Origin of the sequence: Xanthomonas euvesicatoria pv. euvesicatoria (assembly GCF_020880415.1) — a bacterium.
In the GTDB taxonomy this organism is placed as follows: Bacteria; Pseudomonadota; Gammaproteobacteria; order Xanthomonadales; family Xanthomonadaceae; genus Xanthomonas; species Xanthomonas euvesicatoria.
Genome location: NZ_JAJIUJ010000080.1, coordinates 26375 through 50632 on the forward strand (window position 1 = coordinate 26375; position 24258 = coordinate 50632).

A 24258-nucleotide genomic window follows, 5' to 3' on the forward strand; every position below is an offset into this window, starting at 1 on the left:
GTCCCTCGATCAGCGATGTCGCATGATCGACGATCGGCTCATGGCACGGACGCAACGAAGCGTTGCAGCGCCTCGCTCACCTGATCTGCATGACCCAGAAACGGCGCGTGACCACCGCCGGCAATGGTGAGCGCCTGCGCGTGTGGGCTGAGCGCGGCGGTGGCATGCATGCCGGCGGCAGGCACCAGGCGATCGCGTTGCCCGGCGATCCACAGGCTGGGGCGTGCGAGTTGCGGCACGGCGCGGCGCAGATCGGTGCGTTCGAGCAGGGCGAGCCCTTGCTGCAACGCCTCCGGTGCCGGTTCGCCACGCGCGGTGAGCGTCTCGCGCAGGCTGCGCAGTTCGCTGCGTGCATGCGCCGAGCCCAGTGTGTCCAGCGCAAGAAAACGCTCCAGCGTGCCGCGGTAGTCGCGCGACAACTCGATCCCGAATTGCACGAACACCTCGCGCTGGACGGCACTCGGCCAATCGTTGCCACGCACGAAACGCGGCGTGGCGGCAATCATCGCCAACCCACGCACCTGCCGCAGGGTGGCGGCCGCATGCAGCGCAAACAGCCCGCCCAGCGACCAGCCGAGCCAGACCGCCGGCGGTGTGGCGGCCGCAATTTCTGCAACCACATAGGGCAATGCCAGCGGCGTGCTGTCGTCGCGACTGAAGCCGTGCCCGGGCAGGTCGACCAGATGCAATTGATAGTGCGGCGCCAGGCGATCCACCAGCGGTGCGAACACGCCGCCGTGCAGTGCCCAACCGTGCAGGAGAACCAGCGCAGGCCCGTGGCCGATGACATCGATATGCATGCGCGCATTGTCGCCGATTGTGGCGTGCCGGCACGCATCGTGGGATGCGCGCTGGTCATTGGAGGCACGCAGATCCGATGTTGGGTGCAGCGCCTGGGAGTCAATGCGTGGCGGCTGCACGCAGTGCGACGATCTTTGGAGCCAGCAGTGCCCATTGCGCGCGCGCATGGCCGCACCAGTGCCAGCGCGCCGGCCAGTGTCGGCGCCGTGCGCGCCGCGCCTGGATCGCTGCAGCCAGCCAGTCGGGATCGAAGCCGTCCCAGACGCCGGCCACGCTGCGCAGATTGCCGATCAGCACCGGGTGCACTTCGTACAACAACATCGTGCGCAACTGGTCCAGGGTGAAGGGCGAGGCAGCCAGGACGCGCGCGATGCCGTCGTCGTCGCAACTGTCGCTGTCCAGGTACAGCCGCGACAACGCTTCCCACACGCGACGTTGCGCCACCGTATCCGTGCCAGGTGTCGCCAGTGGCATGTCAGTGGCCGGGTGCGATTGGATGCAGGCGCGCACCGGTTGCACGGCGGGTCCAATGCAGGCGATCCATCCCGCAATGCACGGTCAGCGCGCCGTTGTCGCCTGCCATGCAGCTGCGTCGTGCAATCGCTGCATTGGCTGAGTGGCCCACGCGTGCTCGCATGCAGGCCAGCCACGCACTGCCGCGTGTCTCAGGCAGAGGCACGCAGCGGCTGCCGACTGACCACGTCGCGCGCCTGCACGATGGCCTCGATCAATGCCTGCACCTGCTGCGGCGTATGCAGCGCAGACAAGGTGACGCGCAAGCGCGCCTTGCCTTCGGGCACGGTGGGCGGACGAATGGCGCCAACCATGAAACCTGCGTGTTCGAGCGCAGCCGACATCGCCATCACGGTTGCTTCCTCGCCGCATAGCAGCGGCTGGATCGGCGTGTCGGAGGCCATCAGTTCGAAGCCGTGCTTGCGCGCGCCATCGCGGAAGGCACCGATCAATTCGACCAGGCGCGTACGCCGCCAATCGTCGCGACGCGCCAGGCGCACGGCCGCCAGGGTGGCCGCGACTTGCGCCGGCGGCAGTGCAGTGGTGTAGATGTAGGGGCGCGCAGTTTCGGCCAGATGGCGCACCAACGCCTCTTCGCCCACCACCACCGCGCCGTAACCACCGAGCGCCTTGCCCAGCGTGACCAACTGCAACGGCACTTCGGCCACGCCCAACCCGGCATCGGCCACGCAACCGCGCCCCTGCGGACCGAGCACGCCGACACCGTGCGCGTCGTCTACATAGAACAGCGCGTGCTGCATGCGTGCCACCAGGCTCAAGGCGCGCAGCGGCGCGACATCGCCATCCATGCTGAAAACGCCGTCGGTGGCCAGCATCGCCGCGCCTTCGGGCGCGCCCTTGAGCTGGCGCATCGCGCCTTCCACGTCCAGGTGCGGATAGCGCCGCAGCCGGCAACCGGCCAGCCGCGTGGCATCGAGCAGGCTGGCGTGATTGAGCCGGTCCTGCACGCAGACGTCGTCTTCTTCGCTGAGTAACGCTTGCTGCACGGCAAGATTGGCGATGAAGCCGCTGCCGAACAGCAACGCCGACGGATAGCCCAACCAGTCGGCGATTTCGCGTTCGAGCGTTTCGTGCGCGGTGTGGTGGCCGCAGATCAGATGCGAGGCAGTGGCGCCGGCACCATCGCGGGCAGCGGCATCCTGCAGCGCGGCGACCACTTCGAACTGTTGCGACAGACCCAGGTAGTCGTTGGAACAGAAACCGGTCAGCCAACGGCCATCGATCTCCAGCCGCACGCCATCGCGCCGCCCCACCTGTCGCCGCACCCGCACCCGTTCCTGGGCCACACGCAATTTACGCAGCGACGAAATCCGTTCGTGCAGATCGGGGCGAGCCATGGGGGCGTTCAACGGCAGGGAAGGCCCGCTAGCGTAGCGTGCCGGGCTCGGGGCGCCCAGCCGCCACCGACGACCGGTGCCCGGCGCCGGGTCAGGCGGCGTGCTCGCAGGCCGCGCTGCGGGTGATCTCCGCATGGACGGTGCCGGGATGATCGTGCTCGGCCGCATCCACGGTGATCTGCATCGGGCGCAGGCCCAGGCGCTGGAACAGTGCCTGGTCGCGCTCGGTGTCCGGGTTGCCGGTGGTGAGCAGTTTTTCGCCGTAGAAAATCGAGTTGGCACCGGCCAGGAAGCACAGTGCCTGCAGTTCGTCGCTCATCGCCTCGCGGCCGGCGGACAGGCGCACCATCGATTTCGGCATGGCGATCCGGGCGACGGCGATCATGCGCACGAACTCGAACGGATCCAGCTGCTGGGTGCCGTGCAGCGGCGTACCGGGTACCTGCACCAGTTGGTTGATCGGCACCGAATCCGGATGCGCCGGCAGCGTGGCCAGCGCCAGCAGCAGGCCGACGCGGTGTTCGCGGGTTTCGCCCATGCCGACGATGCCGCCGCAGCAGGTCTTCAGGCCGACATCGCGCACATGCTCCAGCGTGTTCAGGCGGTCCTGGTACTGGCGGGTGTGGATGATCGAGTCGTAATAATCCGGCGCGGTGTCCAGATTGTGGTTGTAGTAGTCCAGCCCGGCATCCTTGAGCGCACGCGCCTGGCCGGCGTCGAGCATGCCGAGCGTGGCGCAGGTTTCCAGGCCCATGGCCTTGACCTCGCGGATCATCGCCGCGACCTTGGGGATGTCGCGCTCCTTGGGCGAGCGCCAGGCCGCGCCCATGCAGAAGCGCGAGGCGCCGGCGGCCTTGGCCTGGCGCGCCTTGGCCACGACCTCTTCGGTCTCCATGAGCTTCTGCGCGCTCACGCCGGTGTCGTAACGCTGCGCCTGCGGGCAGTACGCACAGTCTTCCGGGCAACCGCCGGTCTTGACCGAGAGCAGGGTGGACACCTGCACTTGCGCCGGGTCGAAGTGCGCGCGATGCACGCTGGCCGCGCGGTGCAGCAGCTCCGGGAACGGCAAATCGAACAGCGCCTGCAGCTCTTTGCGATCCCAGTCATGGCGGACGACAACAGACATCGGAGTTTCCTGACAGTCAGCGGCTTGGAAGCCAGGCAGTCTGGTGAGCATGGAAGAGGCTGTCAACTTCAATCAGGTTCGATCGGTTTACAGATGGCCGCAGCGGGTGCTGCGGCTGTTGCTGCCGAGCCTGTGCCTGGTCTGCGCGGAGGCCGGCACGCCCGATGGCGATCTATGCCCCGCATGCCGCGCCGCCTTGCCCGATCACGGCCATGCCTGCCTGTGCTGCGCCACGCAACTGTTCGTCTCCGACGCGGTGGCGCTATGCGGGCAGTGCCTGCAGCACCCATCACCGCTGCAGCGGGTGCATGCCTGTTTTACCTATCGCTGGCCGGTGGATGGGCTGCTGCGGCGGTTCAAGTTTCATCAGGACCTGGCGGCAGGCCGCCTGCTCAGCGAACTGATGGCCCGGCGCTGCGTGGGGCTGCCGCGCCCGCAGGCGTTGGTGCCGGTAAGCCTGCACCGGCAGCGTCTGCGCCAGCGCGGTTACGACCAGGCGCTGGAGCTGGCCCGACCGCTGGGCCGCGCGCTGCAGCTGCCGTGCCTGCCGTTGCTGCGACGCGTTCGCGCAACCGCACCGCAATCCGAACTGGACGCGGTCGAGCGGCAGCGCAATCTGCGCGATGCCTTCGAGGCCCGCGGCGCCTTGCCGGCGCATGTGGCCTTGGTGGACGACGTGATGACGACCGGCGCGACACTCCACGCCGCGGCGAAGGCCTTGCGCAAGGCGGGTGTTCAACGGGTGGATGCGTGGGTCTGCGCGCGGGTGCCGTGATCTGGCCTGCCGGCGTCAGGTGCGCGAGGCTTCGCCCTTACCCTCACCCCAACCCCCGCTCTGCGCCCCGGCCCACGCTTGCGGCGCGGGCGCTCCAAGACACGCGCGCCAGTGGCGCGCAAGCCGTGTCTTTTCGCCCCGCAGGAGAGGGGCTCGCTGCCTGACAGGACAGCGCGGTGGATGGCGATGCGGCTTCGGTGGGTGGACGGCGGAGGACGAGACGAGGAGTAGAGCCGTCAAAGATGCGCGCATGCTTCGAACCCTCACCCGTCATCCCAACATCTGGTCTGTAATCGACGGATTCCCGATTCCCGATTCCCGATTCCCGAATCTAACGCCCCGCCACCGCCACGGCGATGCCGACGAAGATCGCCAGGCCGACCCAGTTGTTGTGCAGGAAGGCGCGGAAGCAGGGGCCACGCTCGCGGTGGCGGGCGATGCGGAATTCGTAGGCGACCAGCAGCGCCGCAACGGCCAGACCGGCCCAGTACGCCACACCGAGATCGGCGCGCAGGCCGACCAGCACCAGCGTCGCGGCCATCAGCGCATACAAGATGCCTTGTGCGATCAGATCGAATCTGCCGAACAGGATGGCGGTGGATTTGCTGCCCATGCGGATATCGTCGTCGCGGTCGACCATGGCGTACCAGGTGTCGTAGGCGGTGGCCCACAGGATGTTGGCGGCATACAGCAGCCAGCCCAGCAACGGCACGCGGCCTTGCACGGCGGCGAAGGCCATCGGGATGCCCCAGCCGAACGCCATGCCCAGATAGACCTGCGGCAGGTGGGTATGGCGCTTGAGATAGGGGTAGCTGGCGGCCAGGAACACGCCGGGCACGCTCAGCGCCACGGTGAGCCAGTTGAGCGTGAGCACCAGCGCGAAGGCCACCAGCATCAGCACCACGAAGACCCACAGCGCCTCGCGCCCGGAGACCGCGCCGGTGGCCAGCGGACGCGATTTGGTGCGCTCCACGTGCGGATCTAGCCAGCGGTCTGCGTAATCGTTGATCACGCAGCCGGCCGAGCGGGTCAGCCACACCCCGGCGGTGAACACCAACAGCGTCCACAGCGGCGGCAGGCCATCGGCAGCCAGCCACAACGCCCACCAGGTGGGCCAGAGCAGCAGCAGGCTCCCGATCGGGCGGTCGCCACGGACCAGCTTCCAGTACTGGCCCAATCGCTGCGGCCACGTCAGCGCGCGCGCTGCGGGCAGTTGTTCGACACCATGCTTGCTCATGCGGCAAAGGGTAGCAGCGCGGCTCGGCCGTGGTCATGTGGGCGCGGGGTGGGCGCTGTGCGGGCGGCAATCCTGGCAATGCCCTGCCATCCATGATGGCCGGCTGTCATGGGGTGCGGCTGGCCGCAGCGATCAAGGTTGCGAGCGGCCAGGGCCGGGCGTTGGCGCGGGTGGGCTGCGGCAGGTGGTGCGGTTGCCACGCAGGCTCGGCAGTGACCGCGCTCAGGCGCGTGCCCAAGCTGACGGTCAGGTGGGGACGTTGAGCAGGCTGCCTCTGGCGACGGCCGCTTGAGATGGCCACACCGCTGCACGTCTGGACCCTGTGCGCTTGAACCTGGGCGTCCGGTGTCGCCCGACGACTGCCCGGGCCGAGAGGCCGGTGTCGTTGCATCTGGAGTGACGCCGTGGCTGGCCAGGTCGCGTGTCGCCCGGCCCCATCACGCGCACGCCGGCTGTTCTGGCATAATGCGCGGCCAGGCGCTCGTAGCTCAGCCGGATAGAGTAGTGGCTTCCGAAGCCATTGGTCGGGGGTTCGAATCCCTCCGGGCGCACCAGTTCAGTTCCAGAGCTTGTGCTGGGATTTAAAAAAACCCTCGAGAGATCGGGGGTTTTTTGTTGCCTGTACAGCGAACGGTCCACCCGGAGCCATTGGCATCCACACTGATCGGGCATAGATGGGCGCACCTGCCCTCAACGCAGAAGATGGATGCCCCATGCAGTCAAGCGGCTTCATGGAACGCTGCAACGGCAGCGACCAACGCGGCGTCCTGGATATGCGTGGCTTCCGCAGTTTGAGCGACGCGAGCAAACAGACCGCTGCCGCTTGGCTGGTTGCACACAGCCGATAACGACTGCATGGACGCGGCGGGCAAACACCCGCCGGGTTCTGCGATCAACATCATCAGCATGCCTGTCCATTCAACTGCGGGAGTGGCATCGCCGGGCGCCAGGGTCTAATGGATGCCCCATTCCTGGAGCAGTACAGGCGCCCGCCGCTCGATGAAGCGGTTCGCGTTGGCCTGCGCCTGCTCGGACTCCTGCTTGGCCTCCGCTTCCCCGATGACACCCTCATGCGCTTCGTCAAGCTGGGCCATCGCCCACGTGATCGCCGCATCCTGCGCCGCTTTTCCTTCCACATCGTGCATGGAGATGTAGGCCTTCAGTGGCGGCCACATTTCCACACGCCCGGTGAGTTCATTCCTGCTGCGCAGCAGCGTCTGCCTGGACAGCCCCAGGTCGGAATTCCTCAGGGCTTCCAGCAGCAGGCCCAGTGCGGTCTCGTGGTCCTGCGTGTGCATGAGCTTGTGCTTGAGCATCTCGGCAAACGCGGTTTTGGCGTCTCCTCGCACGGCGGGCCCGCGCCCACCCACTTGCGTCATGCCATCCAGGTTGAGCGTCTTGATGGTGTGGTCGCTCAAGAATTGGCCGAAGCTGCTGCGGAATTCGGGTGACCGAATGGCCTCGGCTACCACCTGGTCCAGCAGGGGCATGTCGGCCGATGTGATGGATGCGCCAAACATCCTGGCATTTTGCATCAGGCCTTGCGTCCATTTCTCAAAACGCTCGCCCAGGTCGGCATCGACACTGCGCAACACGCGCGTGAACTCGGGGACGCGGTTCCACGACGACCCGGCCTGTTGCGCCGCCGGCACGGGCGCGCGTCGTCTCCGCTCGGCCAGCCGCTGTGCCGCGCGCTGTGCCTGGCGCTGCGCCCGCTCCGGGTCGCGGATCTGCAGCAATCGGTCTGCCAGATGATCCGGCACCTTGATATCGCATTGAGCGGGCAGTCGTGCCAGCGACTGTGGAAGAGTCTGCAGGCCCGTGTCGCGCAGGTCCAGCAGTTGCAGCTGGGCCAGATCCCCCACGCTGTCGGGCAGCTGCTGCAGCGCAGTGCAACTTCTCAGCGACAGTTCCGTCAAGCCGCGCAGTTGCCCGATGTCCTCAGGCAAGTGTGCCAGCCGGCGGTTGGATGAGAGGTCGAGTTTTTCCAGCCGATGCAGCTGCGTGAGGCTGCCTGGAAGCTGCTCCAGCTTGGAATTCGATGCCACCTCCAGTGACCTGAGCCCCTGCATGAGGCCGATGTTTTCAGGCAACTGGCGAAAATGCGACGAGTGCGACATGCGCAACTCGCTCAACCTGCTCAGCTCAACGATGCGGGCCGGCAGACGCGCATAGTGCCCACCACCCAGCGAGAGGTTGCGAAGACCCTGCATGCGCCCCAAGTCTGCGGGCAATTCGTCCAACGGGACCATCGTCAATTGAAGGGTTGTCAGATTGGATAGGCGCGTCAACGAGGGCGGCAGCGTTTTCAGGCCCGGTGCACCAGTGATCTGTAAATGGCGGAGCTGGCGCAGCTGCCCCAGGCTGTCTGGCAGCGACTGGTATGAATCAGCGTCAATTTCTGTAGCTCCTCGAGCCGGCCGATCGCGTCAGGTAGCGTCGTGGCAGGCAGGCCGTAGTCGAAAACAAGCGCGGTGCCGTGGTGGGTCGCTGCACGGCGGATTGCGTCTGCGACGCTTTGCAGCACCTCCCGCGACGTATCTCTCTGCCCGTCGTGCAGGTTGTAGCCGGTTTGGACCCGCTCTGCCATCGGTAGGCTTTGCGCAAGCCAATCGTCGATGTCGTGCTCGATGCTGCGCGGTGGTGCAGAAGAGGCGCCCGCGAGTTCCGCCGGCTGACTCGACGGATGCAAAGGCGATCGGAAAAGGCGCCCTTGCGCCGCATTTCTGGGCGTCGACGTGTGTGCCGATGACGTGGCTTCGCGCCGTCGCGGCCGCGCGAGCAGGGGGCTCAACAAGCCCTCTGCGTTCGAAGGTTGCCGTGAAGGACTGTCTTGCGCGGGCGCTTGATCGGCGTTGTCCGTTCGCGGGCGAGAGCGGAGTAGGCGATTGACATTGAACATGGAGATACACCCTGCTTGGTCGGCTGGCTGCAGCGTTCAAGCGTGCAGGCTACTGCGGTGCGACTGCCATCGCCGCATCAACGCGAAGAGGCTGCATCGCCTGGCGAATCAGTTTTTTGTAGAAGCGCGCGCCTGTGCAGCATCCCTGCTCACCGACAGCGGTGATTGTTCGGCGTTCGATGTCATCGGCTGTCGGCGCGATGTACAAGATGGCAACGGGCGATCGATCAGGTGACGCGCCGCATCGTTCGCGACGCAGTCTCCACGCGTATCGCCGGTCTTCATTGTCAGGATGTCGATGCTCGCGGGAGAGCTTCCGGTATCCCGTCGCCTGTTCGCCAAGGCACATGGCTGCAGCGGCGCCGGAACGTGCCTCCAAGCATCTGGAGGCACGTTCATACGAAGGTCGCCGAGCGATACCGCAACGCATCAGCGCGATGCTGCCGCACGTCGTGGCCCATCGACCGGCGTTGCCTCAACGCCTGCCTTCGAGCACCAACGCCAGCGGCAAGGCGCCGAAACGAAACTTCGCTGTGGCATGCGCGTTATCTGCGACGGATCCGGACATTGCGCAGATTCTGCCGCAGGTCGCCCTCGAAGTTGTCGGCGATGCCTTTGGGGATAATCTGCTTGCCCACTGGGACGCCGCCGGCATTTTCCATCTTCTGGTGGATTTCTCCGTCCTTCTGCTTGTCCAGTTGATATTCTTCGTAATGCAAGCCCGCCAAGACGGGCGTCTTGAGAATTTCAGTCGATTTACTGATGGCGGTGCCACCCACGTAGCCTTTTGCGAACTCAGCGGCGCTCGGCCGTTCGGCCGCGGTTTTACCGCCACCTTTGGCCACGCTCTTGGCAGTTCCCTTTGCAGCTCCCTTGGCCGCGCCCTCGGCTGCTTCCTTGGCCGCGGCTTCGGCCACGCCCTTGGCCACGCCCTTGGCCCCGATTCTGGCCGTAGGGCCGCCGACCGCTCCAACCACCGCCCCGGCCATATTGATGCCGGCCAGCTTCAAGGCCAGCGACATGTCGCCACCTTGAATCGCGGTGTCGACCACCTGCGCCGCCTGCGCCTCGCTCTCCAATGCAATCGACGCCGCATCGGCAATTTCGCCGATGATGGGGATCCCGTTCAATGCGCTGAGCCCCACGGACATCCAGTCCAGGATCTTGCTGTCCCACTTGAGGAACTCGTGCAGGCCCTGTTGGAACGTGCCGACATCCTTTTTGGGCTTCTTAATCGCCGGCGGATCGTCCTTGCCCACCAGCATGTCCGCGACAGCCTTTTGCTGATCGGGCGAGCTCGCCTCGTGCGTGGCCGGCGTGTCCACGGTCTTGTTGGCTGCACTCATGTGGTCATAGAACTGCCGGAAATCGTCCTGGCTGATCTTGCCCGAATCGACGACATGGCCGCCGCCGAAGAAGTGATGGGGCTTCTTGTAGCCGGTGATGGAGTTGTTCAACAAGCCGAACAGCAGCGGGTCGGCCAACAACTGCGTCGCGGCCTGCTTGACGGCCGGGTCGGCCTTGTCGTCCTTGGAGATCGCGTCGAGCTTGTCGCGCGTGATTTCCTTGCCGTCGCCGTAGAACGCGTCCTGATGACTGTTGATGGTGTCCAGCGTCTTCTGCTCGTCCGCGGTCAGGTGCATCTCGGAGGTGGATTTCTGCAGGAAGTCCGGCGTGCTCATCGAGCCCGAGTCCCCTGCAAATTCCTTCCACTCGTCCGGATGATCGCGAAAATATTGAGCAGCCGCGATCACCTGCGGCGGGCACTTGCCGGTCTTGCTGTCGCCATCGACGATCTTGGCGAATTCGTCCTCGCTCAGGTTGCCGGGCAGATAGTCGGAATAGCGATACAGCTCGCGCAGGGCATCGCTTTTGGTCATGACCGACGCCTTGGTTTTGTCGGGGCTATCGGATGCGATGTAGTTCTGCGTGTAGCTCTTTGCCTGCTTGTCGTTGTATTCGGCAATCTGCGGATGGTAGTACGAGAAGTCTGTGAGGTCCTGCGCCTTGATCTTGCCGCCGCACTTGCCGTCCTTCTGCGAGCCGATGGCAAAGAACAACCGCGGATCCTTCTGCAATCCTTGCAGCGCTTTCTTCAAGTCAGGCTGCGTCGACGGGTCGTTGATCTTGGCGTCCAGCTGATCGAAGGACAGCGAGTCGACCTGGTCCTTGTGCCGATCCAGAACCGAAACAATCTCCAGTTCGGATTGATTGAGCTGGCCCTCGTTCCAGGTGACCGTCGAGCCCTCCGCCGCCGGCGGCGGGTTGGACCCCTTGATGTTCTTGGGGTTGAACTCGTCGTTCTTCCCGCCCAGTTCCTTGACCTGCGGATGTGAATCAGAGAAATCCCAAAGATCCTGCGCGCTGATCTTGCCGCCGCACTTGCCGTCTCCCTGGGAACCGATCGCAAAGAACAAGCGCGGGTCCTGTTTCAGCCCCTGCAATGCAGCCTTCAGGTCGGCGGGCGTGGAAGGGTCGTTGATCTTGTCGTCGAGATTCTTGTACTCGAGCGGCATCTGGTCCTTGTGCGCATTCAGCGTCGAAACGATCTGAAGCTCCGACTTGGTCAGCGTGCCATCGTTCCAAGTCACCGTCGAACCTTCCAGCGCCGGCGGCGCATCCTTCCCCTTGATGTGCTTGGGATCGAAGTCGTAGCCCAGCGATGGCCAGGAGGTGCGCTTTTCGATCGGCTGGGTGGCCTGCCAGTCCGATGCGGACAGCTGGGTATCGGCATCGCCGCTTGCCGTATTGGCCGGCGCATTACCCGACGCGCTGTTTGGCGTGTTGGCCTGGAGGGCCTCCAGCAGCAGGTAGATTCGCTGAAAGATGTTATCCATCGTCGATGGCAAGTCGGAGCCATCCTTGGACGAATCCGACCCGAGCAGCTCCGATGAAGACGACTCGTTGAAAGAGGTGCCCAGCAGTTGGCTGGGGTTGCTCCCGGTAGAAAGCGTGTTGAGCGACATAGAGGCGGCCTCGCGAATGACAGAATTGGCAGAGCACCTTCGTATAAGTTGATTCTTATACGGCCGCACGGATGCGCCCATGCGGTGTAGACGTATGTTGCCAATCTGCGCAAGGTGCACCCTGGCCGACGAACTATTTTGGCGAAAAAAGCGCAAAAATCGGCCCGTCGATGCGTTGCCTGCCGGTGCTGCTTGGCGCCGATAGTTGAGCGGCGATTGTTCCTGCTGTGGGCCGGCGCACTCATGTACATCGATACGATACGTGCTTGGAGATGCAGATCATCGCGGTGTTCCGGCGGCGTGTGCAGCGATCACCAGCGTTCCGTCACGCGGCGGCCGAACCCCTCAGTATTGGAATTGTGAGGGCTGTTCTGACTGCAGCCCTGGATTTGCTGAGAAACCAGGGGATTTCATGGAGCCTGGTTGCATGACATTTCTTTTATTGCCCGGCCGGAGCCATGAATCACGGCCATGAAACGTGTTGGGATCATCTGGGTCGCCAGATGGGGCTTGCACCGAATCAACGCGCTGGCCAACGCTGGAGCTGACACGGATGAAGTGCGCAGGATGAAGTGCGCAGTTAGTTAATATCTCGGTAATTCGCTTGCGTCAGTAGACCCGCCTGGACGCGAAATTGCCGGCGGTGCCTGCAGGCGCACTTATCAGTCTTGGTTCCTTCGCCAGGTCAGGGGCGCTGTCATCCGATTGTGTCCGTTTTATTAAGGTGTGGCGCAGGTTTTGGTTGGGCAATTTACCGGCACCCCACTTCGTGTATGGCGCAGGTGGTTCGCCCCACTTCGCTTGGGCGCGCATTTGTGGGCAAGACAATGTGCCGCGCGCTGCTGGCGCGTAGCAACCCATCGAATTTCCTCACGGAGTACTTCAGATGACGTTGGAATCGCACAATCAACAAACAGCGAATACCGCTTTTTTTATCGGCCTGAGCGCATGCCTTGGGCTACCTGGTGAGCTTGCGCAGCGGCTCGGCGAAGGCGAGACCATTCTGGGCCCTGCCGGCATGCTGTGCCGCGTCCACACGCAGGGGTAGCCAGACGCATTGATGGCCTTCCCGGAAGTGATCTTGCCCCTGGCGGCACGCGAGCTTGGAGGCGAGGAGGTGGTGATGCTGCTGTCGCTGCAGGAGCAACTGCTGACCGAGTATGGCTGGCGGCTCACGCTGTCGGATCTCGGCTTGCTCTGCGTTTGCCCGCTGTTGCTGGTGCGCACGCCTGAAGAGGTGGCCGCTGCACTGGACCGTGGGCAGGTGGTTGCCCGCGTCGTGCTGGACGCGCTGGCGACGCAGGTCGATACGGCCAAGGAGGTGGCCTCGTGAAACTCTCCAGCGATATCGGCACCGCTGCCAGTCGCGGCGCAGCCTCGCATCCTCCCGTCCAACCAACGCAGGCCGAAGACGTTGCTGCCCCGCGGGAAGAACGCGCACCCACTGGCCCGCTTGCGGGCCTGGCCTCTTCCAGCGCGGCGCTGCGTGGTCGCCGCGCATCATTGGCCGGTCGCGCCAGTCCTCATGCAGATGAAGAAGGGGCCATGCTCGGCGGCTCGCATCGGTCCGACTCGTCGCAGTCGTCGCAAGCGTCGGACGCAACGTTTTACACCGCGCAGGTCGTGTCCCCTGCCCGGGAAATCGACACACCGGATGTGCCTGCCGCCGCGGCGACCTATGCCGAACGCAGCACGGCGGCGGCCGCCGAGGTGAAAGCGCAGCTACGTGCCCGTCTGGACGCTCTGCCATTTGCTGCGCCCTCGGAAGAGCAGACGGCCCTGCAGGCCAGCTATCTGGAATGGGCTGACGCGCGCGTGCAGGAACGCATCAATGCCTTTGGGCCGGATGCCGGGTACCAGGCTGTCGGTGACATGAAGACAGCGGGCACGAAAGCGGCATTGCCGATTGCCTACGAATGCCTACGGTCGTTCATTATCGGTGCGATGCGTATTCCGGTCGGTCTTGCCACGGGTGCGGCCTATGCGTCCCGGCGCCCGGCCGACGCGGAGGAGCTGAGTACGGCGATGGTTGCAGGTGTCGCGGCGGGGTCTGCGTCCTATACCAGCGATACGTTGTTGATCCCGGCAATGGACCGGCGCGCGCCCGTTTCCAACCTGCCGAGGTTTCAGGCCATCGACCCCAAGATCCTGGTGCCCGATCCACCACCGGTCATTCTGGAAATCACTGCCGAGGGCAAGCGCTTCACGCGTCCGGGCGAGAACAATGCGCCGACGCTTGCCGACCTCAAGGCGCAGACCTACGACCGCCGCCTGGGCATCACGCAGCGCCAATCGACCCTGGACGACAAGTCACTGGATACCTTGTTGCTCAAGCCAGTGATCAACGCAGGGTTCAACGCCGCGCGCCGGACTGGTGGTGAACCGGGCTTACTGACGCCTGTCGGCCAGTGGGGGTTGAGCGCGCTGGCCATTGGCGGTGCCGGGGTCGTGCAAAAGGCACTGCTGGAAACAGGCAAAGCCGTGGCACGGACCGGCCAAATGCGTGTCCCGGATCTGGTTGGCGGAGAGCAACGGCTGAACCTGTTTGCGTTGGCGTTGCCCGACAAAGCGCGCCGGCCTGCACAATGGTCCGACGCCGTGCATTTCCCGCCTACCTATTTGCTGGACACCGGAAAGGAAGCGTTGGCGTTGGCAAGGCAGGGCTTCAACAGCGCAAACGCCGTCGCCACCACGGCACGCGACCTGTTGACCCGCCACATGCTGAGCAACGTCATGGCCAGCTTCGGCCCGATGGGGGCCGGGCGCATCATCACAGCGCCGTTGCGTCGGGGGAGCCACATCCGTGTTGCTGGCGAAGCCGTCAATTCCACGGCTGTGGTCGTGCAGCAGGCCGTGCAAACCCTGTTCAACGATACGTTCTGGAATGCGCTCAAGGCCAAAAACGGCGCCAATACCTCCCAGGCGGCGCGCCTGGACAACGAACGTGCCGCGCTTGCAGCCGAGCATCAACGCACCATCGAACGAACCCTCGAGGCCCTGGCCGAGCCTGTGGACCAGGCGATCGCCAGGCTCTCGGGGCCGACACCTGCCGAGGCAGAACGTGCCATGGAGGAGGGGATGCGCGCCGCGCCTGGCCCTGGGCCGCTTGGCCAGACACTGCGTACTGCGCTGCAGACATTGCGTACGGAGATCGGCACGCAGTCCGTTTCGATCGCGACCATCGATGCGGTACGCACTGCACTACGCGAGGGGTGGAGTCAAACCTTTAGCGGCGTCCCCCGCGACGCGGCCACGCAGGCATTGGATGGCCAGCTGCAAACGCTCAAGCGTGCACTGCATGACAGCGAAGCACTTCGCCAGTGGCAGAGCGGGCGAGCATGAGCGCTCAGCTGCCGCGTTGATACTCAGGAGTGTTGTACACCGCCGCCACAGACGTCGCTGTCGTCGCGTCTGTGGCTTGGTGGTGTCTGGCAGCTTAGCCATTACCAGCAATCATGGAACACCACGGCCTCATGCCTCGACCTGCGCAGGTCGCTCACTGCACGAGGCAGGCATTGCATCCGCGACTCGATGGCGCCGTCGCTCCGGAACGCGTCGACCTTGACGCGCACGTCAAACACCGGGAAAGAACTCGCCAGCAAGGCGGTCGTGTCCCTCGTCAGCGCCAACAGCACCGGTGCATCAGCTGCCGTCGCGGGTGTGCACGGTGTAGACCATGAGTCTGCGCCTGCCCTTGTTCTGTGCAGTGTCGGCCATCGCGGTGAGCCGGCACGACAGACCTGCGATCTCCCGCCAAACCTGTATCGGGGAGCAAGCCAGCGCAGATGCACGCGTGTCAGGCTTCGACATCGCCAAGTGGGTTTCACTCAGCGCCACCGGCGCCATCGGGCAGAGGAGTGCCAGGCCGGCGGAGTTGGCCGGCAAGCCAAGTTGCTGTGCCATGGCGGATGGGCGCCGCTGCGGCCGTGATTGAGACTTCGGCAAGCTGCCAACAAGCCTGTATCAGGCGCGTAACCACAGATAGTTGCCCGTCGCGATTCCTTCGAACATCTCGTCGTGCGCCACGAAGATATTGTTGTTCCAGTAGCGGCCATGCTCGGCGTAGTGGGCAAGCAGATCGCAGATCCACGCTCCATCCACGTCGTCGTCCAGCGGTACCCGCACAATCAGCACGATAACGCCGTCATCGTTCAGTCCAAGCTGGGCCTGGTCCTGCGCATACACCGAGAGATTGGCTTCGAGCAGAAGCCTGAAAACGGTCAATGTCCGCCCGGCAGGTGGTAACCCGTAGGCGATGCGCAGATACAGTGCTTCTTCCTTTACGTCGTCTTCGGGCTGTGGGGTCGGCAGGTGCAGATAGACCTCAAAGCCCTCGACCCAAAGCACACGCCGATCCAGCACCGACTCCACATCCGGCAAGTCCAGTGCCTCGCACATCTGTCGAACGATGGTTTCGAATCGCGCGCTGCTCATCTGTGGTGAGACATGCACAGGACCCCCTACAAGCCCTGCGCATGCCCGAGCCCATTACTGGCCAACGAGCTGCTTAGCGTTGTCGCCCGCCTTGCCGATGAACTTGTTGAGTGCCACGTTGAAGTCCAGATCGTTTTTGAGCATCGTGATCTTGTTGTTCATGGACTTCTGAGCCTCGTCCGAGGCTGACATGTCGCCGAGTAGCGAATCCATCTGGCCGTTTGCACCAGAGAGTGCAGCAGCGCCGGAAATTCCATTGGACAAACCACCGGTGAAGCAATCCATGCCTTGGCCAACACGGGACCTCCACGAGCTTACTTCAGGAAAAATTTGCATACCAGTACTCCTTTCGTAGTGAGCATGTAATGGTGCGCCTATCGGCGCGTTTTACTTGGTCCGAGCGACCAAGAAATCGATTTACGGCATGCTTGCGATGTGCGCGACGATGTTGCGCGCGGCCGTGATGCCGTCATACAAGACGTTGAAGTCGTTGCGCGCGACCTGGTCGCTCGCTGCAGACCAGTGCACGCGAATCTGTTGCGCAGTGGCATCCAGCGCTGTCTCCACGTTGCGCAGCCGCTCGCCGGACAGATCCATCGCCTTGGCCTGCAGAATCTTGCTCATATCCTGAGTGACCGCATCGGTCATTGCATCGAACATGGTGTGATCTCTCATTGCGCCGCTTGCTGCGGCAGGGATGTCATGTGCTTGGTGCCATCCGGCGTTTCGACATAGTGCAGGCCATCGGCGAGCAATGCCGCGTCGTAATTGTCCGGTGGTTTGATGGACGGGTCTTGCTGGCTGATCTCTACGTGCAGCGCGCGGACCTCTGGGCCCAGGTCGCTGCGGACGTCGGCAATCCGGCGGCTTGCGCGTTCTGCGTAGTCGCTGCTGCCGGAAACCGAGAAAACGCCATTGCCCTCGTAACGGACGGTGAGGGCGGGGTCGGCCAGGGTGTCGCGCAGCGTCGCCACGACCTCGTCCACCACCGCCACGTTGACGGCAACGCCTGGGTGATAGCGATGCACCTGTGCACGCAAGCGTGCGGCATCGGCGCTGCTGGGGACCAGGCCTTCGATCAGCACGCGCGTGCCGACCTGTTCTGCGTGCGCTTCGCGGAAGCCCAGCTGCTTCAATAAGGCTTTGGCCTGATTGAGGGTATTTTCCGGATGTTGCCGGGTGGCCGCATCGGACAGAAACGCCGGCTGCAACGAGGGGAGCAACGCTGCGGCGGCAAGCGCTAGCACGGCGCCCACCGCAGTACGCAAGACTTTGCGCCTGGACGTGCGCGGCGCCGGCGGCGGTGCTGGGGAAAGCAGCCGCTCCAGCAGCGCCACATCGTCCGGCCAATCGGCAGCAGCATCGCCAACGCATAGCACCAGCGGGCCGAAGCGGACCGGCTGAAATGCAACAAAGAACGTTTCTTGCACCGTGTCGCTGCCATAGCGGATCTGACCATCTTGGTCTACCTCGATAATGAGTGAGCAACCAGGCCAATCGTCTATTCGGATATCGGTTTGTGGATCGCTCCCCAGGGTGTAGCGACCTTGCGCCAAATCTAATCGTGCGCCTGCGTGGGTTCCTGTCATTACGCGAAGCTGCATGGTCATGGGCGAACCTCCTGAGCCGCCTGTTGTGGTTGCTCAATCAGCAGTGTGTTCAGACGTGTGATGGCATGTGTACGGTCGACCCGTCTGCGCGGTTTTTCCGCATTCAGCAGGATCAGTGGAAGCAGGAGATGAAAATTGCGTAGCGCTGGCACCGGCTCCAACTCCGATGGCATCAACTCCAGCAATCGGGTCCGCAAGGCCAGCAGGTTTTCCGCCGCAGTGGCCTTGTCGTACGCGCGTAGATGCTCGCGCATCAATCTCCAGATCGTTGCGGTCAAGGGGGCGACGGCTGGATGCGAAACGCCGACGGCGCGCAGCTCGACAAGCGCAGCAGCCAGCGCGTGGCGCTTGGCCACTGGATCGGCGTCGCGCCTGGTCACGTAGCGATCGACAATCGCGTCGATGCACGTGCGGATGCTGTCGCTCAATTGCGCTGGAGCGGCGCTGTGCCATGGACCGGCCTGCGGATCGTCGGTATGCGTGCTGCGGTCACCGCCGTGCTGGTCGCCCTGGCCATGCTCCCGGCTCTGGGCCGGCGTGATCGCCACGCTCACCCGTCCGCGCAGTGCGCACTCGCGTTTGGCTTCGATCTCTTCCTGCTCGTTGGCGTCGAATTCATCCTCCTGGCCGTCCAGCGACCGGATCCCGCGGCGTCGCCTGCGCGGTGGAGCAGGGCGCAGACGCGGTGCTCGTGCCGCAATGTCGGTAGGCGACCCCGCGCTGGTGCCTGACGCATCGGCATGATGATCGCCATGGTGATGCGAGCCGCCATGCTCGATGGAAACCGAGGGCCGCAAGGTGCCGGGCGAGATGCGACGGATCATGGGAACGCCGCCTGCATCAATGCCTGGCCGAACTGCATGATGGCCGAGGCGCCCCACGGCGCCGTCACGGCAATGGCGGCCACCACCACCACCAGCTTGAGCGCGAACGAGATCGATGCATCCTGCAGCGACATCACCGCCTGGACGAAGGCGATCAGCAGCCCGGCCAACGCAGCGACACCGACCACCGGCAAGGACACCTTGAGGCAGAGCAGCAAGGCTTCGGAAGTGAATCGCACTAGATCGTCATGGTCCATGGCGTCACCGATAGCTCAGAACCAGGCCGTGAATCAGCATCGACCAGCCGTCCATGGCGACAAACAACAGCAGCTTGAACGGGATCGCCACATTGGTCGGAGTGACCTGTGAAAGGCCCATCGCCATCAGCGCGTTGGCCACCACCAGATCGATGACGATAAACACCAGATACAACAGAAACCCGATACGGAAGGCTTCGGTCAATTCGCTGAGCGTGAATGCCGGTGCCAAGACCAGCAAGTCGTCCGACTTGAGCGTGGCGGCCTTGTCCTTGGGCCAGATCTGCTGTGCAGAACGCATGAAAAACGCCTTTTCGCGCTCGCGTGTATGTTTGAGGAGGAATTGCCGAAACGGCTCCCGGCAGGCGTCGAGCAGCACCACCACGCGGCTGTTATCCGACCCGGCGCCGTAGTTCTGTGCGGCCTTGAACGCCTCCATGCCCACCGGGGCCATCACAAAGCACGACACCAGCAATGCAACGCCATTGAGGACCATGTTGGGCGGCACCTGCTGTACCCCGATCGCATTGCGCAGCAGGCCGAGCACGACCACGATCTTGGTGTAGGAGGTGACCACCATCGCTGCGAAGGGCAGCAAGCCCAGCATGATGACCACCAGCAGCAGCGAGCCGACGTCAGGCATCTGCATGCGTGCTCTCCGACATGCTGAGGATCTGCACACCCAGATGTTCGCCCACTGCCAGCAGCCTGCCGGTGCCGATGGTCTGGCCGTAAACGACCAGGCGGATGTCGGCTTGATCGACCGGCACCGACAACTCCAGGATCTGCCCGGGCTGTAAACCCGACAAGGTCGATAGAGACAGCGCAAGTTGATCCACTTCCAGCTGCACCGGCAGTTCCAGTTCTGCCACGTTGCTGGTGGACGGCGCGACTTCCGGCTCAAACGTATCGTGCTGCATGGTGGGGCTGGCCTCCAGGATCATCTGTTGCAGGTTCAAGCGCACTGGCGCGCGCAATACCACGCCTCCGGCGATACCCCAGAGCACATCGCCGCTGGTCACCGCAGCCGAGGCCGTGCAATGCAGCAAGACATCGCCAGGCCGCAGCGACTGCAGCAATGCCGCCGATGCGGTGCGCCCGCCGATGCGCAGGCGCGTGTTGACGCGCAGTGCAGCCAGCCAGGCTGGCTGCTGCGCGGGCGGCGCAAGTCCGCCGACTGCGGCCTGCAACGTGGCCAGCAGCGGCGCGCTCGCCGTCAGCGCAATGGCATCGAGATCGCCCAGTGTCATGCCGATGCCGTGGCAGTCGTCTGGCTCTGCATCGCGCTCGAAGGCGATCACCTCGGCAGCGCCCAGGCCGAGCGGCGCAAATGCGCCCAGGCGATCAGCCAGTAGCATTCCCGCGATCGAAACGCGTAGTGAGTCATCGTCCTCGTTCAATAGCAGCGCCAAGCCGTCGCGCGCGGCAATCCGCAACTCCATCTGGCCGGCATCCAGCTGCAGGCGCAGGCGGGCCGCATCATTGGGCGAGATGCGACGGCAATGCGTGGCAAAGCCGCATTGGCGTGCTGCGCGTGGGTCGCCGAACACTCTGCCAAGCTGGGCGCGCTCGGCCGCAACGCGCGTCAACGCCTGAGAGAGTGCACATGCCGGCGGAGTCTGGCTCTGCTCGGTTAGCAAGATGGAGTTCCTCCAAATGGCTTTCTGTCGCCAGTGCCGCGTTAGACAACCTCGATGCTGATCTGGAGCGTGCTACTCAGCGTGGACGTCAGTGCAGCCTCCAGGCGCTGCTTTCCGCACCAAAGTACCTCGCGCGCATCTGGCGAACTGGTATTGAAGCGAAGCGATAGCTGGTCCGGCGAAAGCCGCAAAAACAACGTCGTCTGTGCGACGACCTCTTGGTCGATAGCCAGCCACGCTTCCCAGCTCCCTGCGCTGCGCACCGGTTGGGCATTGCAGAACTCGGCCACCCGCAGCGCGATGTGGTCGATCGCCATGTGGGCGCGTTGCGTGCGTATCCACTCGGTCGCAATCTGTCGCCCCACTGCGCCATCGTCGTTGCCTTGGGACGGCTCTTGGTGTTTCGTCCCCTCGATACGTAAGGGTGGGTCGGTTTGCACGGGCACGCTGTCATGCGCCTCGGTGAAGCCCTCCTCGGCATCAGGCCCCGGCCGATCCTCGTCGCACTGCGGTGGCAACACCATGCAGGGAAGCGCGAGCTGTGCGCTGCGCAAGCGCTGGCGCAGTTGCAGGAAGCTGGAGCGCAGCGCCGACCGGGCCGGCGTGGCTGGAGCCGCCGGCCGCTGCAGTGCGCCGCTGACCGGCAGGATGCGCACATGGCGGAGGGGCGGCTTGCGCATCACACCACCACTCTACCGATCGGCTGCAGCTGCACCTCCGAACCCAGCTCCTGGAACGAATAGACCTGCAGCCAGGTCAGCCGTGCTTCGATCATGCGGCGCACATACCTGCGCACGTCCATCGACGCGACCACCGCCAGCGGATGCTGCGCATGGTCGCCGACGATGCGTTCCACCTGTTCGACAAGCTGGTTCGCCTGCTCGGGCGGAAGTGCCAGGAAATTGCCGGCCGCGGTCGCGCGAATCGATTGCCTGATCAGTTGTTCGACAGCATGGTCGAGCATCACTGCGGGCAGCTGCCCGGTGCCTGCGGTTGCGGTATGCGCCAGATAACGGCCCAGATCGCAGCGCACATACTCGGTCAACATCAGAAGATCCTTTTCCTTCGGCCCCCAGACCACCAGACTTTCCAGAATGCTCTTGATATTGCGCACCGGAATCCTTTCTTCCAGAAGGCGCCGCAACACATCGGCTATGCGCTGGGCGGGCATCGCCTTGTTGACCTCCGCAACCAGCCCGGGGTAGTCCACGGCCACCTGCTCCAGCATCCACTGCGTCTCCTGGATGCCGACGAACAAGTGCGCTCGTGCATGCAGGGGTGAGATGGCCTGCCGGGCCAGTGCGGCCTGCATGTCGTCGGTGTTCTCCAGTTCGGCGCGTGTCTCGGGGACATCATGAATCAACACTTCGTATTGCATGCCTTGCAGCGACTCGGTCTGCCATATCGCGATCCCGGGAAACGGCAAGCCCAGCAATTCGACCAATTGCCGCCGCTCGCTTTCGATCGCCTGATCCAGCCGCGCGGGGTCGAGCAGAGCGGCCAGCTGCGGCGACAGCCGCATCGATAAGGGTGAGGCGAAATCCGGGGCGTTTTTGCGAATATGTGGCGCCTCGCCTTTGGCACCTTTACGGCTCGCCGAAGGCAACTTGCGCTGATCGGTGCCGCTGATGTCGCGTTGCTTGCGCCAGATCGTATAGCCACCGGCGCCGACGGCCGCTGCCAGCAGCAGGAACAGCACGGCGGGAAAGCCGGGGACGAACGCAAAGCAGGCCAGCAGCACGCTCGCTGCCATCAGGGCCCGCGCATTGCTGGTGAGCTGACGGCCGATATCGAGCCCGAGCGAGCTGAGCCTGGTCTCGTTCTCGTTGGCCACGCGGGTGATCATGACGCCGGCGGCCACCGATATCAGCAGTGAGGCGATCTGCGACACCATCGCATCGCCCACCGACAGGATCGCAAAGCGGTTGGCGGCATCGCCGGCCGTCATGCCGTGGTAGGTCACGCCGACCACGATACCGGCCAGGATGTTGACCATGGTAATCACCAGGCCGGCGATCGCATCACCCTTGACGAATTTCATGGCGCCATCCATGCCGCCGTGCAGTTGGCTTTCCATGGCCAGCCGCGCGCGTTTGCGGCGTGCCTCATCTGCGGTCAGGTTGCCGCCACGCAGGTCGGCATCGATACTCATCTGCTTGCCGGGCATTGCGTCCAACGTGAAGCGCGCACCGACCTCGGCAACGCGTTCGGAACCCTTTGCGATCACGATGAACTGCACGGTGGTGATGATCAAGAAAACCACCAGGCCCACCACCAGATTGCCACCGACCACCAGCTCGCCGAAGCTCTCGATGATATGGCCCGCCTCGGCATGCAGCAGGATCGACTTCGTCGAGGCGATATTCAATGACAACCGCAGTAGCGTGGTGAACAGCAGCAGGGAAGGAAACGACGAGAGCGAGATCGAGTCGGGCACATACATCGTGACCATCAACAGCACCACGCTCAGGGTGATGTTGATGCCCAGCAACGTATCGATCATGGGCGTTGGCAGCGGCAGGATCATCAGCCCGATGACCGCCACTACCAGGGCGGCGATGGCTACTTCGCCGCTATAAGCGAAATACCTTGTCGCTCGCACGCGGTCTCCTAGCATGGCAGGGCTCCATCGCCGTCGCCGTGGTCGCGACCGAGTTCATCGACCCAGCGCAACACCACCGCAACCGTTTCGAACAGTGGCTCGGGGATTGCATCGCCCAATTCAACCTGATACAGCGCACGCGCCAGTGGCGGATTGGCAACGATCGGAATGCCCTGGTTATGCGCGAAGGCGCGCAGTTCCAGTGCGCCGTCGTCCACGCCCTTGGCAACGACCTGCGGCAAGCCGAAGTCGTCGGGCTCGTAGGCCAGCGCCACTGCGTAATGGGTCGGGTTGACCACCATCACCTTGGCCTTGGCCACGCGCTCGCGCGGGTCGCCGAAGACCAGCTCCTTGGCGAATTCCTTGCGCTTGTCCTTGATTTCGGGGTCGCCCCCGCTTTCCTTGACTTCGCGCTTCTGCTCGTCCTTGCTCATTCGCTTGTCGCGGATGAACAGCCAGCGCTGCACGCTCCAGTCTGCAGCGCCGACCAGGACGAACAGCAGCACGCCCAGTGCGAAGAGCATGCCCAGGGTGCGCCAGGCAATTTGCGCAACGTCAAGCGGTGTCTCGTAGGCAAGCCCAATGATCATCGGCATGAGGGCGCGGATACCGACCCACAGCACCACGCCAATCAAGATGGCCTTGATGATCAACTTCAGCAAGTTGATGAGGCTTCGCAACGAAAAGAGTTTCTTGACCCCGGTTGCGGGATTGAGGGAATCGAACTTGGGCGCCACCGGCTTGAGCGAGGCATTCAGGCCAGTCTGGAACGCACCGCCCGCCATACCGGCCACCAGGCAGGCAGCCAGGAACGGCAGCATCAACAGCAATCCCTGGATGCCGATATGGCCGAGTGCGCGGTTGATGGCCGCTGCATCGCGTGTATGTTCGGAAAAATCGAAGCCGATCGTCATCAATGCGCGCATGTGATCGGAGAAGTAATCGCCGGCCGATTTCATCACCAATAACGCGCCGAAGAGCACCGCCGCTGCAGTGACGTCCGGGCTGACCGGAACTTCCCCGTCCTTGCGCGCATCCCGCAGTTTCTTCTCGGTCGGCTTCTCGGTTTTTTCTTCCGACATTGCCTTCTCCTTCCGCGATCGCTGCGCCCCCGATTGTGGGCAGCTGTGGTGGAGCGATCCGTTTTCCAGGCGAATGTGTGGATGGCCTGGCGAAGCTGGAATGATTTGTTCGCCAGCGAATTCCGATATTC

The 24258-nt window shown here is 64.0% G+C and carries 22 protein-coding genes, 1 tRNA gene and 1 pseudogene; 5 read left to right on the forward strand and 19 right to left on the reverse strand.

The window, feature by feature from the left end; translation table 11 throughout:
• Positions 1-38 precede the first annotated feature (38 nt).
• The 4 genes from bioH to bioB all read right to left on the reverse strand — a co-directional run bounded on the left by bioH (position 39) and on the right by bioB (position 3798).
• A complete protein-coding gene (bioH, locus tag LN450_RS13675) occupies positions 39-800 on the reverse strand; it encodes a pimeloyl-ACP methyl ester esterase BioH (protein ID WP_041855102.1) in 762 nt (253 codons plus the stop codon).
• 100 nt (positions 801-900) lie between these two features.
• Entirely contained in the window at positions 901-1275 is a 375-nt protein-coding gene (locus LN450_RS13680) for a DUF7079 family protein (RefSeq protein ID WP_008578119.1), read from the reverse strand.
• Between the two features lie 191 nt (positions 1276-1466).
• Complete coding sequence (bioF, locus tag LN450_RS13685; RefSeq protein WP_170808619.1) at positions 1467-2840, reverse strand: 8-amino-7-oxononanoate synthase; 1374 nt, start codon at positions 2838-2840, stop codon at positions 1467-1469.
• Positions 2764-3798, reverse strand: a complete 1035-nt coding sequence (gene bioB / locus LN450_RS13690) for a biotin synthase BioB (RefSeq protein ID WP_005912728.1) — start codon at positions 3796-3798, stop codon at positions 2764-2766. Before bioB ends, bioF begins: the two co-directional genes overlap by 77 nt.
• Positions 3799-3847: 49 nt before the next feature.
• Between bioB and LN450_RS13695 the strand changes: the two genes are divergently transcribed.
• Positions 3848-4573, forward strand: coding sequence for a ComF family protein (locus LN450_RS13695; protein ID WP_011346085.1), 726 nt, complete (start codon positions 3848-3850; stop codon positions 4571-4573).
• Positions 4574-4904: 331 nt separating this feature from the next.
• On the opposite strand, the gene ubiA is transcribed toward LN450_RS13695, so the two are convergent.
• Entirely contained in the window at positions 4905-5810 is a 906-nt protein-coding gene (gene ubiA, locus LN450_RS13700; protein WP_011346086.1) for a 4-hydroxybenzoate octaprenyltransferase, read from the reverse strand.
• Between the two features lie 477 nt (positions 5811-6287).
• Between ubiA and LN450_RS13705 the strand changes: the two genes are divergently transcribed.
• Positions 6288-6364: transfer RNA gene (locus LN450_RS13705), tRNA-Arg, on the forward strand.
• A gap of 399 nt (positions 6365-6763) precedes the next feature.
• Here LN450_RS13705 and xopAE read toward each other — a convergent pair.
• Both xopAE and LN450_RS13720 read right to left on the reverse strand, forming a co-directional pair.
• Positions 6764-8400, reverse strand: a pseudogene (gene xopAE, locus LN450_RS13710) (type III secretion system effector XopAE).
• Between the two features lie 857 nt (positions 8401-9257).
• The gene (locus LN450_RS13720) at positions 9258-11678 is read right to left on the reverse strand and encodes an HrpF/NolX family T3SS translocon protein (protein ID WP_011346092.1); all 2421 of its coding nucleotides are present in this window, start codon (positions 11676-11678) and stop codon (positions 9258-9260) included.
• Between the two features lie 886 nt (positions 11679-12564).
• Here LN450_RS13720 and LN450_RS13725 point away from each other — a divergent pair.
• The 3 genes from LN450_RS13725 to xopF1 are packed head-to-tail and all read left to right on the forward strand — an operon-like array spanning position 12565 to position 15020.
• Positions 12565-12726: a hypothetical protein gene (locus LN450_RS13725; protein ID WP_011346093.1), complete on the forward strand. Its 162-nt coding sequence runs from the start codon at positions 12565-12567 to the stop codon at positions 12724-12726.
• A 12-nt stretch (positions 12727-12738) separates the two neighbouring features.
• Positions 12739-13011, forward strand: a complete 273-nt coding sequence (locus LN450_RS13730) for a hypothetical protein (protein WP_046934830.1) — start codon at positions 12739-12741, stop codon at positions 13009-13011.
• Positions 13008-15020: a type III secretion system effector XopF1 gene (gene xopF1 / locus LN450_RS13735; RefSeq protein WP_011346095.1), complete on the forward strand. Its 2013-nt coding sequence runs from the start codon at positions 13008-13010 to the stop codon at positions 15018-15020. The genes LN450_RS13730 and xopF1 overlap by 4 nt, the downstream gene beginning before the upstream one ends.
• Before the next feature lie 300 nt (positions 15021-15320).
• Here the strand turns inward: xopF1 and LN450_RS13740 are convergent, their stop codons facing one another.
• The 12 genes from LN450_RS13740 to sctU all read right to left on the reverse strand — a co-directional run bounded on the left by LN450_RS13740 (position 15321) and on the right by sctU (position 24127).
• Entirely contained in the window at positions 15321-15581 is a 261-nt protein-coding gene (locus LN450_RS13740) for a hypothetical protein (RefSeq protein WP_039417178.1), read from the reverse strand.
• A gap of 60 nt (positions 15582-15641) precedes the next feature.
• Positions 15642-16112 carry a CesT family type III secretion system chaperone gene (locus LN450_RS13745; protein ID WP_011346097.1) on the reverse strand — a complete coding sequence of 157 codons (471 nt, stop codon included), beginning with the start codon at positions 16110-16112 and terminating at the stop codon, positions 15642-15644.
• Between the two features lie 54 nt (positions 16113-16166).
• The gene (hrpE, locus tag LN450_RS13750) at positions 16167-16448 is read right to left on the reverse strand and encodes an HrpE family protein (RefSeq protein WP_011346098.1); all 282 of its coding nucleotides are present in this window, start codon (positions 16446-16448) and stop codon (positions 16167-16169) included.
• Positions 16449-16529: 81 nt separating this feature from the next.
• On the reverse strand, positions 16530-16772 hold the full coding sequence (hrpD6, locus tag LN450_RS13755; protein WP_033478968.1) for an Hrp regulator HrpD6: 243 nt from the start codon (positions 16770-16772) through the stop codon (positions 16530-16532).
• A gap of 11 nt (positions 16773-16783) precedes the next feature.
• Complete coding sequence (hrpD5, locus tag LN450_RS13760) at positions 16784-17722, reverse strand: HrpD5 family protein (RefSeq protein ID WP_011346099.1); 939 nt, start codon at positions 17720-17722, stop codon at positions 16784-16786.
• Positions 17719-18546: a hypothetical protein gene (locus LN450_RS13765; RefSeq protein WP_011346100.1), complete on the reverse strand. Its 828-nt coding sequence runs from the start codon at positions 18544-18546 to the stop codon at positions 17719-17721. Before LN450_RS13765 ends, hrpD5 begins: the two co-directional genes overlap by 4 nt.
• Positions 18543-18803 (reverse strand): type III secretion system export apparatus subunit SctS, encoded by a 261-nt coding sequence (gene sctS, locus LN450_RS13770; protein WP_008575435.1) that lies wholly within the window; start codon positions 18801-18803, stop codon positions 18543-18545. The genes LN450_RS13765 and sctS overlap by 4 nt, the downstream gene beginning before the upstream one ends.
• A gap of 4 nt (positions 18804-18807) precedes the next feature.
• Complete coding sequence (sctR, locus tag LN450_RS13775; RefSeq protein ID WP_003485742.1) at positions 18808-19452, reverse strand: type III secretion system export apparatus subunit SctR; 645 nt, start codon at positions 19450-19452, stop codon at positions 18808-18810.
• Positions 19439-20392 (reverse strand): type III secretion system cytoplasmic ring protein SctQ, encoded by a 954-nt coding sequence (gene sctQ / locus LN450_RS13780; RefSeq protein ID WP_039417188.1) that lies wholly within the window; start codon positions 20390-20392, stop codon positions 19439-19441. The genes sctR and sctQ overlap by 14 nt, the downstream gene beginning before the upstream one ends.
• Positions 20393-20484: 92 nt before the next feature.
• Positions 20485-21123 (reverse strand): type III secretion system protein SctP, encoded by a 639-nt coding sequence (sctP, locus tag LN450_RS13785; RefSeq protein ID WP_011346102.1) that lies wholly within the window; start codon positions 21121-21123, stop codon positions 20485-20487.
• On the reverse strand, positions 21123-23060 hold the full coding sequence (locus LN450_RS13790; RefSeq protein ID WP_046934829.1) for an FHIPEP family type III secretion protein: 1938 nt from the start codon (positions 23058-23060) through the stop codon (positions 21123-21125). Before LN450_RS13790 ends, sctP begins: the two co-directional genes overlap by 1 nt.
• The gene (sctU, locus tag LN450_RS13795) at positions 23054-24127 is read right to left on the reverse strand and encodes a type III secretion system export apparatus subunit SctU (protein WP_228892815.1); all 1074 of its coding nucleotides are present in this window, start codon (positions 24125-24127) and stop codon (positions 23054-23056) included. Before sctU ends, LN450_RS13790 begins: the two co-directional genes overlap by 7 nt.
• Between the last annotated feature and the right edge of the window lie 131 nt (positions 24128-24258).